This is a genomic window from Dokdonella ginsengisoli (assembly GCF_042652785.1).
In the GTDB taxonomy this organism is placed as follows: domain Bacteria; phylum Pseudomonadota; class Gammaproteobacteria; order Xanthomonadales; family Rhodanobacteraceae; genus Dokdonella_A; species Dokdonella_A ginsengisoli.
The window spans coordinates 222,002-234,147 of record NZ_JBHSHD010000010.1 but is presented as its reverse complement, the minus strand read 5'-3'; the positions used below and the strand labels follow the sequence as shown (position 1 = coordinate 234,147).

12 protein-coding genes are annotated in these 12,146 nt (G+C 70.2%); 3 read left to right on the top strand and 9 right to left on the bottom strand.

The window, feature by feature from the left end:
- Nucleotides 1-276: 276 nt before the first annotated feature.
- The 4 genes from pgl to ACFO6Q_RS13305 form a co-directional block, all read right to left on the bottom strand.
- Nucleotides 277-999: a 6-phosphogluconolactonase gene (gene pgl / locus ACFO6Q_RS13320; RefSeq protein ID WP_380021594.1), complete on the bottom strand. Its 723-nt coding sequence runs from the start codon at nucleotides 997-999 to the stop codon at nucleotides 277-279.
- Nucleotides 996-1,988: a glucokinase gene (gene glk, locus ACFO6Q_RS13315; RefSeq protein ID WP_380021593.1), complete on the bottom strand. Its 993-nt coding sequence runs from the start codon at nucleotides 1,986-1,988 to the stop codon at nucleotides 996-998. Before glk ends, pgl begins: the two co-directional genes overlap by 4 nt.
- Nucleotides 1,985-3,436, bottom strand: a complete 1,452-nt coding sequence (gene zwf, locus ACFO6Q_RS13310) for a glucose-6-phosphate dehydrogenase (protein WP_380021592.1) — start codon at nucleotides 3,434-3,436, stop codon at nucleotides 1,985-1,987. Before zwf ends, glk begins: the two co-directional genes overlap by 4 nt.
- A 317-nt stretch (nucleotides 3,437-3,753) precedes the next feature.
- The gene (locus tag ACFO6Q_RS13305; RefSeq protein ID WP_380021591.1) at nucleotides 3,754-5,109 is read right to left on the bottom strand and encodes a GH1 family beta-glucosidase; all 1,356 of its coding nucleotides are present in this window, start codon (nucleotides 5,107-5,109) and stop codon (nucleotides 3,754-3,756) included.
- A gap of 174 nt (nucleotides 5,110-5,283) precedes the next feature.
- On the opposite strand from ACFO6Q_RS13305, the gene ACFO6Q_RS13300 reads away from it, so the two are divergent.
- The gene (locus ACFO6Q_RS13300) at nucleotides 5,284-6,396 is read left to right on the top strand and encodes an ABC transporter ATP-binding protein (protein ID WP_380021590.1); all 1,113 of its coding nucleotides are present in this window, start codon (nucleotides 5,284-5,286) and stop codon (nucleotides 6,394-6,396) included.
- Complete coding sequence (locus ACFO6Q_RS13295; RefSeq protein ID WP_380021589.1) at nucleotides 6,393-7,076, top strand: SGNH/GDSL hydrolase family protein; 684 nt, start codon at nucleotides 6,393-6,395, stop codon at nucleotides 7,074-7,076. Before ACFO6Q_RS13300 ends, ACFO6Q_RS13295 begins: the two co-directional genes overlap by 4 nt.
- Before the next feature lie 104 nt (nucleotides 7,077-7,180).
- Here ACFO6Q_RS13295 and ACFO6Q_RS13290 read toward each other — a convergent pair whose 3' ends face one another.
- A complete protein-coding gene (locus ACFO6Q_RS13290) occupies nucleotides 7,181-7,510 on the bottom strand; it encodes a DMT family transporter (protein WP_380021588.1) in 330 nt (109 codons plus the stop codon).
- Nucleotides 7,507-8,136, bottom strand: a complete 630-nt coding sequence (locus ACFO6Q_RS13285) for a glutathione binding-like protein (protein ID WP_380021587.1) — start codon at nucleotides 8,134-8,136, stop codon at nucleotides 7,507-7,509. The genes ACFO6Q_RS13290 and ACFO6Q_RS13285 overlap by 4 nt, the downstream gene beginning before the upstream one ends.
- Before the next feature lie 86 nt (nucleotides 8,137-8,222).
- Between ACFO6Q_RS13285 and ACFO6Q_RS13280 the strand changes: the two genes are divergently transcribed.
- Nucleotides 8,223-9,089: a LysR family transcriptional regulator gene (locus ACFO6Q_RS13280; protein WP_380021586.1), complete on the top strand. Its 867-nt coding sequence runs from the start codon at nucleotides 8,223-8,225 to the stop codon at nucleotides 9,087-9,089.
- A 427-nt stretch (nucleotides 9,090-9,516) separates the two neighbouring features.
- On the opposite strand, the gene ACFO6Q_RS13275 is transcribed toward ACFO6Q_RS13280, so the two are convergent.
- From ACFO6Q_RS13275 to gltX, 3 genes are all read right to left on the bottom strand, one after another.
- Nucleotides 9,517-10,008 carry a transcriptional repressor gene (locus tag ACFO6Q_RS13275; RefSeq protein ID WP_380021585.1) on the bottom strand — a complete coding sequence of 164 codons (492 nt, stop codon included), beginning with the start codon at nucleotides 10,006-10,008 and terminating at the stop codon, nucleotides 9,517-9,519.
- A gap of 89 nt (nucleotides 10,009-10,097) precedes the next feature.
- Nucleotides 10,098-10,502, bottom strand: a complete 405-nt coding sequence (locus ACFO6Q_RS13270) for a hypothetical protein (RefSeq protein WP_380021584.1) — start codon at nucleotides 10,500-10,502, stop codon at nucleotides 10,098-10,100.
- 3 nt (nucleotides 10,503-10,505) lie between these two features.
- On the bottom strand, nucleotides 10,506-11,906 hold the full coding sequence (gene gltX, locus ACFO6Q_RS13265) for a glutamate--tRNA ligase (RefSeq protein WP_380021583.1): 1,401 nt from the start codon (nucleotides 11,904-11,906) through the stop codon (nucleotides 10,506-10,508).
- Between the last annotated feature and the right edge of the window lie 240 nt (nucleotides 11,907-12,146).

Below are 12,146 nucleotides of genomic sequence, written 5' to 3'. Positions count from 1 at the left end.
CGTTGTCTTCCTCATGGAAACGTACCGTGATGAAAACGTACCGTTCTGGAAATCTACCGTTCTAGAAATGTACCGTTGCCGCTGCTGTTCGACGCGTGCGCGAGAGCGGCGCGGCGATATGGGCCATTCACCTCTCCCGCTCGCGGGAGAGGTCGCGCCGCAGGCGCGGGTGAGGGAGAACTGGAGACGGCCTCTCACACTTCCTTCAACCGACTCTTCCGGTCACCGTCTCCCGCAAACGGGAGAAAAAAATAGAAACGACGCCGCCGATCGTTTCTAGGGACACCAATACACGTGGAGCGGCTCGCCCGGCAGATCAAGCGCGACGCGCACCGGCAGCTCGCCCGCCTCGCCCTCCTTCAGCGCGCGTTCGAACACGGCACGCTTGTCGGCGCCGCGGATCAGCAGCAGCCGATGCGCCGATTGCGCCATGCCGGCCGGCGTCAGGCTGATCCGATGCGCAAACGCACCGGCCACGGCGCAGCCGCGGGCGTCGATCGAGGCGTACGGTTCGTCGCTGGCCAGTACCGCGGCGAGGTTGGCGGCGCCGGGGAACAGCGACGCGGTGTGTCCGTCCTCGCCCATGCCGAGCACGCAGACGGCGACCGGCGCGAGCGGCCAGCGCGCGTTGGCCTTGGCGACGGCCTGCTCCAGCGGTTGCCCGGCGGCGCGCAGCGGTTCGAAGCGTGCATCCGCGGCCTGCCCGCGCAGCAGCGATTCGCGCACGAGGCGCGCATTGCTGCCGTCGGCCTCCGGTTCCACGTCACGCTCGTCGACCAGGCCGACGATCACGCGCGACCAGTCCAGCGACTGCGCGGCGAGTGCGCGATAGACCGGCGCCGGCGTGGTGCCGCCGGACAGCAGCAGCCGTACCTCGCCCGGTGCCGCCAGCGCCTCGCCCAGTGCGCGTGCGATCGACGCCGCCGCGGCCGCGATCCATTCCCGCTCGTCCGCGCCGGCGTGCACGACGGCGCGGTCCGCGCGAGCCGCGCCGCTCATGCCGCGGGCTCCTGCAGCGCGAACGCGGCCGCGCCGAGCAGGCCGGCGTCCGGATGCAGGATCGCAGTGCTCGGCACGCGCGTCATCGCTTCGGTGAAGCGCCCCTTGTCCTCGAAGCGGCGCCGGAAGCCGCCGCGTTCGAGCCATGGCAGCAGCAGCGGCGTCAGGCCGCCGGCGAGCCAGACGCCGTCCCAGGCGCCGAACGCGAGCACGAAGTCACCGGCGACCGCGCCGAGCAGCTCGCAGAACGTCTCGACCGCGCGCACGCAGGCCGCATCCTCGCCGGCGCCGGCGCGCCGGGTGATCTCTTCCGGCGTCAGCGTGCCGTCGAGGACGCCGTGGATCTCGCCCAGCGCCTCGTGCAGGTTGGAAAGTCCGCTGCCGCACAGCAGGCGCTCGTTCGAGACGCGGCCGAAGCGCGCGGTCAGGCGCCGCAGGACTTCGATCTCCTCCTCGGTACGCGGCGCGAAGCTGGTGTGGCCGCCTTCGGTCTCGAGCGCGGCGGCGCGTCCTTCGCGCAGCAGCAGCGCGCCGACGCCCAGGCCGGTGCCGGGACCGACGACGGCGAACGTGCGCGTGCCCTCGAGCGACGGCGGCGGCGCGTCGCCGATGCGGTGCACGTCGCTCGCGCCCAGCAGCGGCACGCACAGGCTCATCGCGGCGAAATCGTTGACGAACACCGCGTGGGCCAGCGCCAATTCGGCGCGCACGCGTTCGCGCGAGACCGACCAGCTGTGATTGGTGACCTGCACCTCGCCGTCGCGCACCTGCCCGGCGAACGCGAACACGCCGCGGCGCGCACGCACGCCGCACTCGCCGAGGTAGGCCAGCGCGGCGTCGGTGAAGGTGGCGAAATCGACGACGCGATAGCGGCGGATGCTGTCGGACAGCAGCGGCTGCCCGCGCAGCGGGTCGGCCAGCGCGAAGCGCACGTTGGTGCCGCCGACGTCGGCCAGCAGCACCGGCCCGGTCGCTGCCGGACCGCTCATGGGACGCGCCGGTCGCGTTGCGCACCGAGCGTGCGCGCCGGTGCCTGCGGCAGGAAATTCGCCGCCGCCGCCGGCCCCCACGAGCCGGCCATGTACGGCAGGATCGGCGTCTCCGCCTCGCGCCAGGCGGCGATGATGCTGTCGATCCAGGTCCACGCCGCCTCGACTTCGTCGCTGCGCACGAACAGCGTCGAATTGCCGTTCAGCGCGTCCAGCAGCAGGCGTTCGTAGGCGATGCGCCGCTGCACGGTCGGCATCGACAGGTCCAGCGGCAGCGCCTGCAGTTCGAGCGCGCCCCATTCCGGCCCGGCCAGGCTGCTCATCAGTTCCAGCTCGACGTTCTCCTGCGGCTGCAGGCGCAGCACGAGGCGGTTGGGCGTGGCGCGCTCGCGGCGCGGCTTCTCGAACAGCCAGTGCGAGGTCGGCCGGAACGTGACCACGACCTGGGTCACGCGCTCGGCCAGGCGCTTGCCGGTGCACAGGCGGAACGGCACGCCGGCCCAGCGCCAGTTGTCGATCGAGGCGCGCAGCGCGACGAAGGTCTCGACCGGCTCGCGGCCCTGCACCGCCTGCAGCGAGAAGCCGCGCACCGGCTCGCCGTCGACCAGGCCCGCCTCGTAGCGGCCGCGCACCGAATCGGCCAGCACGCTGTCGGCGCGGAACGGCCGCAGCGCGCGCAGCACCTTGAGCTTCTCGTCGCGCAGCACGGCGGCGTCGAGCGAGGCCGGCGGCTCCATCGCGATCAGGCACAGCAGCTGCAGCACGTGGTTCTGCACCATGTCGCGCAGCGCGCCGTAGTCGGCGTAGTAGCTCTCGCGGCCGTCGACGCCGGCGGTCTCGGCGACGAGGATGTCGACCGATTCGATCCAGCGGTGATGCCAGACCGCCTCCAGCAAGGTGTTGCCGAAGCGCAGCGCGAGCAGGTTCTGCACCGCCGCCTTGCCGAGGTAGTGATCGATGCGGAAGATGCGGTCCTCGCCGAGGCAGGCGCCGAGCGCGGCGTTGATCGCGCGCGCGGATTCGAGGTCGCTGCCGATCGGCTTCTCCAGCACCAGGCGCGAGGGCTCCTCGAGCAGACCGGCGCCCTTCAGCCCCTGCGCGATCGGCACGAACAGGTACGGCGGAGTGGCCAGGTAGCTCACGCAGCGATGGCCATCGGCGTAGCCGCGCAGCGTCTGGGCGATCGCTTCCGGCTGGCTCAGGTCGACGGCGACGTATTCGGTCCGGCGCAGCAGTTCGGCGCGCACTTCGGCGCCGTTCTCGATGCCGGCCAGGCGCTCGCCGAGCCAGGCGCGGAAGGCTTCGTCATCGTAGGCGTGCCGCGCGACCGCGACGATGCGGAAGTCTTCCGGCAGCAGGCGGTCGCGCAGCAGATGCAGCAGCGAGGGGAACAGTTGCCGCGCGGCGAGGTCGCCGGTGGCGCCGAACAGCAGCAGCGTGTCGTGCACTCGCGGGGTCTCCTGGAAGTCTGGACGGGCCGAACGACCGAGCATTTTTTCTCGCAGAGGCGCGGAGAACGCAGAGAGACGCTCTGCCGTTTTCTTCTTTTTCTCCGCGTTCTCTGCGGCTCTGCGAGAGAGCTTTTCTCCAAGGCATCCCGAAAGCCTCGATGACCGTCATCCCCGCGAACGCGGGGATCCATTTTGATTTTCCCCGCCCGATCAAGAGCGAGATGGATGACCAGCCTCCGGCTGTTGAAAAGCACCTCCCGCGTTCGCGGGAATGACGAAGCTTATCGAGGCTTCCCGGGTGCTTCGCAAGATTCCTACGCCGGCTCCGACAAGGCCCGTCCGTTCGAGGCGACGATCTTCGCATACAAGCGGCCGCTTGCCTTCGGCGTGCGCCTCTGCGTCTGGAAGTCGACGTGCACGATGCCGAAGCGCTTGGAGAAACCGAGCGACCATTCCAGGTTGTCCAGCAGCGACCACGCCATGTAGCCGCGCACGTCGCAGCCCTGCCCGATCGCGTCGTGGATCGCGCGCAGGTGCTTCTTCAGGTAGTCCACGCGCAGCGGATCGTCGAGCGTGTCGCCCTCGACGGTCGGCGGATCGTAGAAGGCCGAGCCGTTCTCGGTGATGTACACCGGCGGATTGCCGTAGCGGTCGCGCAGCCAGGCCAGCGTGTCGGTGAGCCCCTGCGGGAAGACCTCCCAGCCGGTCTCGCTGTAGGTCGCGTGCTGGCGCACGGCGCTGGCGCGCAGCGGCCAGGACTGCTCGTCGTGCCGCGTCACGCTGCGCGTGTAGTAGTTGAAGCCGAGCCAGTCGATCGGCTGGCGGATCAGCGCGTAGTCCTCGTCCGGCCACTCCGGCCAGGCTTCGCCGAAGATCTCCTTCATCTCGTCCGGATAGCGGCCGAGGAAGACCGGGTCGAGGTACTGCCGGTTCATGTAGGCGTCGGCGCGCTGCACCGCGGCGCGGTCCTCGGCGCTGTCGCTGGCCGGGTACTTCGGCTCCAGGTTCACCACCAGGCCGATCTCGTGCTTGCCCTCGGCGCGATAGGCCTGCACCGCCGCGCCGTGCGAGCGCAGCAGGTGATGGCTGGCGATCGGCGCCTCGAAGCGGTTGCGGTGTCCGGGTGCGAGCGCACCGTGCAGGTAGCCGCCATCGGTGACCACCCAGGGCTCGTTCAGGGTCGCCCATTTCTTCACGCGGCCGTCGAGCTTGCGGTACATGACCGAGGCGTACTCGGCGAACCAGTGCGCGACGTCGGGATTGAGCCAGCCGCCGCGGTCGTCGAGCGCGGCCGGCAGATCCCAGTGGTACAGCGTCAGCAGCGGCTCGATGCCGTTCTCGAGCAGGGTGTCGACGAGCCGCTCGTAGAAGTCCAGACCGCCCGGGTTCACGCGCCCCCTGCCCTCGGGCAGCACGCGCGCCCAGGCCACGCTGAAGCGGTAGGCCTTGAGGCCGAGGTCGCGCATCAGCTTCACGTCGTCCTTGTAGCGCCGGTAGTGGTCGCAGGCGACGTCGCCGGTGTCGCCGTCCTTGACCATGCCCGGCGTGCGCACGAAGCGGTGCCAGATGCTCGGTCCGGCGCCGTCGGCGAGCGGCGAACCTTCGATCTGGTAGGCCGAGGTCGCGCTGCCCCACAAAAATCCCTTAGGAAACTCGAAGTCCCTGCTCATCGATCCGCCCCACTGCGAGAAATGCTGGAAATGCCCGGATGAAAACGATTACATTGCAGTGTATCCGAAGCCGCGCGCGATGTGCAGACGATGCCTGCGTCGCCGCGGCCCTTCACTGATGCAAACTCCGCAGCCCGGGTTGCAGTGCGCGACCCGGCCGCGACGAGGGGAACGATGGCCAGGGTCCGACTCGATCACCTGCGCAAGGTCTACGACAACGGCTACGTCGGCGTCGCGGATGCGGACTTCGAGATCGCGCACGGCGAGCTGCTGGTGCTGGTGGGGCCGTCCGGCTGCGGCAAGTCGACCCTGCTGCGCATGGTCGCCGGGCTCGAATCGATCACCTCGGGCACGCTGACCATCGGCGAGCGCGTCGTCAACGACGTCTCGCCGCGCGATCGCGACATCGCGATGGTGTTCCAGAACTACGCGCTGTACCCGCACATGAGCGTGGCCGACAACCTCGCCTTCGGCCTGAAGCTGCGCGGCACCGCGCGGGCCGAGGTGGAGCGGCGCGTGGCCGAGGCGTCGGCGATGCTCGACCTCGACCGCCTGCTGCCGCTGAAGCCGGCGCAGCTGTCGGGCGGCCAGCGCCAGCGCGTCGCGCTCGGCCGCGCGCTGGTGCGCAAGCCGGCGGTGTTCCTGCTCGACGAGCCGCTGTCCAACCTCGACGCCAAGCTGCGCCTGTCCACGCGCGTGGAGATCGCCAAGCTGCATCGCGACCTCGACGCGACGATGATCTACGTCACGCACGACCAGATCGAGGCGATGACGCTCGGCCACCGCATCGTGGTCATGAACGAGGGGCGCATCCAGCAGATCGACACGCCGATGCGGCTGTACGAGCGCCCGGTCAACACCTTCGTCGCGACCTTCCTCGGCAGTCCGAAGATGAACCTGCTGTGGGGCGCCCTGCTCGACGGCGACGGCGGCCTTCGCCTGCGCATCGCCGACGGCGTCGAGATGCCGCTGGCGCCGCCGCCGTCGCTGCGGCCGAAGCTGCAGGGCTACGTCGGCCGCGAGATCACGGTCGGCCTGCGCCCGGAAGACCTGCATCTGGGCCGCGACGACACAGACGGCGTGCTGCCGGCGCAGGTCGAGGCGGTCGAACCGGTCGGCAACGAAGCGTTCCTGAACCTGGGTTGCGGCGGCTGCGATCTGGTCGTGCGCCTGCCGCCCTACGGCCTGCCCAAGCCCGGCGACCGCGTCCGCCTCGGCTACGACGCGGCGCGCATGCACTACTTCGATCGCGACAGCGAACTGCGTCTGGCGGAGGACGCGGCGTGACGCGCGCCCTGCTCCGCCGTTGCGCATCGTGGGCGGCGATCGCCCTGCTGCTCCTGTTCGGCGGTGGCGCCGGCGCGCAGCGCGCGCCGGTGGATCCGTGGCAAGCGGACATGCAGCGCTTCGCCGCGGCCGACCGTGCGCAGCCGACCGCGCCCGGCGGCATCGTCTTCACCGGCAGTTCGTCGATCCGGCTGTGGAGCGGCCTGGCCGGGGATTTCCCGGGGCGCAACGTGCTCAACCGCGGCTTCGGCGGCTCGACCATCGCCGACGCGACGCGCCACGTCGAGCAGCTGGTCACGCCGTACTCGCCGCACACGGTCGTGCTCTACGCCGGCGACAACGACCTCGCCGCCGGCGCCACGCCGGCGCAGGTGCGCGCCGGTTTCGACGCTTTCGTGCGCGCCGTGCGCGCGCGGCTGCCGGCGGTGCGCATCCTGTTCGTCTCGATCAAGCCGAGCCCGTCGCGCGCCGCGCTGCTGCCGGCGATACGCCAGGCCAATGCGCTGATCCGCGCGGACATCGAGCGAGGCGAGAACGTCGGCTACGTCGACGTGTTCACGCCGATGCTCGACGCGCAGGGCCAACCGCGCGCCGAGCTGTTCCTCGACGATCGCCTGCACATGAATCGTGCCGGCTATGCACTGTGGGTCTCGATCCTCGCGCCGGCACTCGGCGAATAGGTAGGCTGCGCAGAAGCACTTCTCGCAGAGCCGCGGAGAAAGAACTCGTCGACCTCCGCGTACTCTGCGGCTGGGCGAATGCGGTTTCCCAGGCGACGCCCACCTCAAGCCCGCGCCGAATGCAGCAGGACGATGCCGAGCACGATCAGCCCGACGCCGGCGAGACGCAGCGGCGTCAACGCCTCGGCGAAGAAGACCGCGCCGGCCAGCAGGGTGCCGGCCGCGCCGATGCCGCTCCACACCGCGTAGGCGCTGCCGACCGGCAGCGCGACGAGCGCGCGGCCGAGCAGGAACACGAACGCGGCCAGCGACAGCAGCGAGGCGATCGTCCACAGCGGCCGCGTGTAGCCCTGCGACAGCTTCATCGTTGTCGCCCAGACGACGTCGACGAAACCGGCGGCGATCAGCATCGCCCAGGCGGCGGAAGCGCTCATCGCTGCGCCGCCGTCGCCGCCTTCTCGTGGCGCAGCGCGGCCGCCACGCTGTCGCGGGCACGCACGCGTTCCAGATAGGCGGCCAGCCGCGGGTACGGCTCCAACGCGATCCCGGCTGGACGCGCCCAGTCGGCGATCGTGAACAGGTAGGCATCGGCGATGCCGAAGCGCTCGCCGAGCAGGTAGTCGCGCCCGTCCAGGTGCCGCTCGACGTGGGCGAAACGCTGCGCGATGCGTTCGCGTGCGATCTGCGCGGCCTGTTCGCCGTATTCGGGATGGAACAGCCACGGACTGAACGACTTGTGCAGCTCCGAGGAGATGAAGGTCAGCCAGGTGTGCAGTTCGGCGCGCTCGCGCGTTCCCGACGGTGGCGCCAGCCCGGCCTGCGGCGCGAGATCGGCGAGGTACAGCACGATCGCGACGCCCTCGCCGAGCAGGCTGCCGTCGTCGAGTTCGAGCAGGGGCACGTAGCCGAGCGGATTGAGGTCGCGGTAGCGCCGGCCGTCGGCGACCACGACGGCGTCGGGGCCCAGGCGCACGCGGCGCAGTTCGACGTCCAGGCCGAGTTCGCGGATGACGACGTGCGGCGCCAGCGAGCAGGTGCCGGGAGTGAAGTAGAGTTTCATGACGGACTCCTCGTGTGGTGGAGCCGTCGATGTCGGCGCGCATGCGCCGCGTTCCAACACGCCGGATGGACAAGGATTGCTTGCAGATGCGACAAGAACGGCTGTCCCTCGACGACCTCGAACTGGTCCGCGCGATCGGCACGCACGGCAGCCTGACCGCGGCTGCGAAGGCGCTCGCGATCGAGCATTCGGGCGCGTTCCGGCGCCTGGCCGCGATCGAGGCGCGCGTCGGCAGCGCGCTGTTCCGGCGCGGCCGCCGCGGCTACGTGCCGACCGAGGCCGGCGAGCTGGCGATCGCCGGAGCGCAGCGCCTGCTGGTCGATGTCGACCAGCTGCAGCGGCAGCTCGCCGGCCGCGACGCGCGCGCCGAGGGGCGCATCCGCGTGACGATCCCGGACACGCTGGCGGGCCTTGCCGCGCGCCTGTGCCGCGAGTTCAGCGCGCGGCACCCGGCGCTGCGCTGCGATCTCGTCGTGGCGAACGCGTTCTTCGACCTGCAGCGCCAGGACGCGGAAGTCGCCTTGCGCGCGAGCGCCGCGCCGCCGGACGGCCTGTCGGCGCGGCGCATCGGCGCGATCGCCACTGCGGCCTACGCGCCCGCCGCGGAAGCGGGCGGAGCCGCGACGGCGGACGCCGACTGGGTTGGTTTCGACGATACGCTGGCGCACCTGTCCTCGGCGCGCTGGCTGCGCACGCACGTGCCGCCGGAACGCATCGCGATGCGCGTCAATTCGCTGCCGGCGGCGCTGGCGGCCTGCCAGGCCGGCATCGGCCGCGCGCTATTGCCGTGCTATCTCGGCGACGCGGCGACCGGCGTGAAGCGGCTGCGCGGAAACTTCGAGGAGATCCGCACCGACCTGTGGTTCGCCACGCATCCGGACCTGCGCCGCTCAGCGAAGGTGCGTCTGCTGCGCGAGTTCGCGCTGCGCTGGTTGCCGGAACGGATCGCTTAGATCTTTCCTGGTGTCAGGCATTCACCTCTCCCGCTTGCGGGAGAGGTCGAGGCCGCCTTCCGGCGGCTGAGGGTGAGCGCAGGAGGCGCGAACGGAATCGGAGCAGGGATAGCGCCGCCGCGCCGCAGGCGCGGGTGAGGGACATCGGAGTGTTGCGCCAAGCTTCCCTCATCCGCCTTCGGCACCTTCTCCCGCTTGCGGGAGAAGGAACAGCATATCCTCGACTCTGGACGATCACCTCTCCCGCTTGCGGGAGAAGGAACAGCATATCCTCGACTCTGGATGATCACCTCTCCCGCTTGCGGGAGAGGTCGCGCCGCAGGCGCGGGTGAGGGACATCGGAGTGTTGCGCCAAGCTTCCCTCATCCGCCTTCGGCACCTTCTCCCGCTTGCGGGAGAAGGAATGTCATCGGACGCTCGCTTGACTTCAATCCGGCTTCGCCGCCGCCCGGCACTCGGCGCAGACGCCGTGCACTTCCAGCGTCTGCGCGCGTGCGCCGAAGCCGCGTTCGCGCGCCTGCTCGTTGAGCAGGTGCGAGACGCGTTCGTCGCAGATCTCCACCGCACTGGAGCAGACGTCGCAGATCAGGAACGGCACCTGGTGCGCCTCGTTCGGATGGTGGCAGCCGACGAAGGCGTTGATCGATTCGAGCTTGTGGATGAAGCGGTGCTCGAGCAGGAAATCGAGCGCGCGGTAGACCGTCGGCGGCGCCGCGCCGCTGTGCTCGTCCTTGAGCCGGTCGAGCAGGTCGTAGGCCTTGACCGGCTTCTCCTCGGCCGCGATCAGTTCGAGCACGCGCAGGCGCAGCGGCGTCAGGCGCAGGCCGCGCGATTCGCAGGCGCTGGCAACCGCGCCGACGAAGGCGGCAGCGTCGTGGCAATGATCGTGGTGCTCGTGCTGGCGGGCGGCTTGCGGCATGGCGGCGATGATAGCGCGGGAACGCCGCGCACACCTGCGAGATGGCGGCGCCGCCGCGCCGATGCAAGGCGGCGCGACACCCGTTCGGCTCAGTCGCGCCTGCGGCTGGCCCAGTCGTCGCGCTTGAGGCGCGAGCGCTCGGACTGCTGCATCGCCTTGCGCAGGTCGACGCCGCAATGGCGGCAGACCTTGGCGGCAGGCGCGTTCGGCCGCCCGCATTCCACGCATTCGACGAAGCCGGAACGGGACAGCACGACGATCAGCCAGCCGATCGGGCCGAGCGCGGCGCCCCACAGCAGCCCGGCCAGCCAGCGTCCCTTCGCCTTGCCGATGAGCGCGCCGACCACCGCGCAGAACAGCGTGATCGCCAGCGCCCACCACCACAGCGACGGATCCAACAGCGCGTCGGTGCAGGCCTGCAGCAGCGCCTGTACCGCGTCCGGATCGGACTGGTCCAGGCTCGCCAGGGCGGACAGCGTGCAGGCCTGCTCCATCGGCTACTCCGTGCGTTGCAGCGCCGCCTCAATGCGGCGCAGCGCCTCGTCGCGTCCGGCCAGGAACGCGGTGTGGTCGATCGACGGCGACACCTGCGTGCCGGTCAGCGCCACGCGCAACGGCTGGGCGATCTTGCCCATGCCCTCGCCGATCGCCGCGGCGGCGGCCTCGATCGCGCCGTGGATCGCCTCGACCTTCCATTCCGGCAGCGCCGCCAGCTGCGCGTGCACCGCTTCGAGCGCGGCGCGCGCGGTCGGCGTCTTCAGGTGCTTGGTCACCGCCTGCTCGTCGTAACTCTCGATCGGCGCGTACCAGACGCGCGCCTTCTCGGCCATCTCCTTCAGCGTCCGGGCACGGTCGCGCAGGGCGACGATCACGTCGGCCAGATCGGGCCCGCGCGCCGGATCGATGCCGGCCGCGCGCAGATGCCATTCGAAATGCGGGACGATCTCGCGCGGGTCGTCGTTCTTCAGGTACTGCTGGTTCAGCCACGACAGCTTCTCCAGGTCGAAGCGCGAGGCCGACTTGTTGACGTCGGCGGCGTCGAACAGCTCGATCATCTGCGCGACCGAGAAGATTTCCTGGTCGCCGTGCGACCAGCCCAGCCGGACCAGATAGTTGAGCAGCGCATGCGGCAGGAAGCCGTCGTCGCGGTACTGCATCACGCTGACCGCGCCGTGGCGCTTGGACAGCTTCTGCCCGTCCGGCCCGAGGATCATCGGCAGGTGCGCGAAGTTCGGCACCTGCGCGCCGAGCGCGTGGTAGATGTTGATCTGGCGCGGCGTGTTGTTGACGTGGTCGTCGCCGCGGATCACGTCGGTGATGCGCATGTCGATGTCGTCGACGACGACGGCGAAGTTGTAGGTCGGGAAGCCGTCGGAGCGGATCAGCACGAGATCGTCGAGCTCGTCGTTGTTCCACTCGATGCGGCCCTTGACCTTGTCGTCGAAGACGACGCTGCCGCCGGCCGGATTCTTGAAGCGCAGCACGCGGTTCGGGTCGTCGCGCAGCGGCTCGTCGCGGTCGCGGTAAAAGCCGTTGTAGCGCGGCTTCAGGCCCGCGGCCATCGCCTCGGCGCGCATCGCCTCGAGTTCTTCCTTGGTCTCGTAGGCGTAGTAGGCCTTGCCGGCCTTGATCAGGTCCGCGGCGACCTCGCGGTAGCGGTCCATGCGCAGGGTCTGGTAGTACGGACCCTCGTCGTGCGCGAGCCCGAGCCAGTTCATGCCGTCGAGGATGGCCTGCACCGCCGCCTCGGTCGAGCGCTCGCGATCGGTATCCTCGATGCGCAGGATGAACTCGCCGCCGCGATGGCGAGCCTCCAGCCAGCAGTACAGCGCGGTGCGCGCGCCGCCGATGTGCAGGTAGCCGGTGGGACTCGGGGCGAAACGGGTGCGTACGGTCATTGCGGATGGACTTGGGGAAACGGCGCGCAAGTTTACCGGAGTGGCCGAGCACACCGCTTGCGCGCATTTCCGGCACGGGTCTGCGGCGGCCACCGTGCCCGGCGGCCGCTTGGCGGATTCACGCTCTCATCCTCCCCCTGCCCGGTCCGGTCATGGCGAACTCCGGCACGATCGACGGAGTTCGCCCAGGTGACCGGCGGCACGATGCCGCATGGCTACGCCCGCGGCATCCGCAGGTCC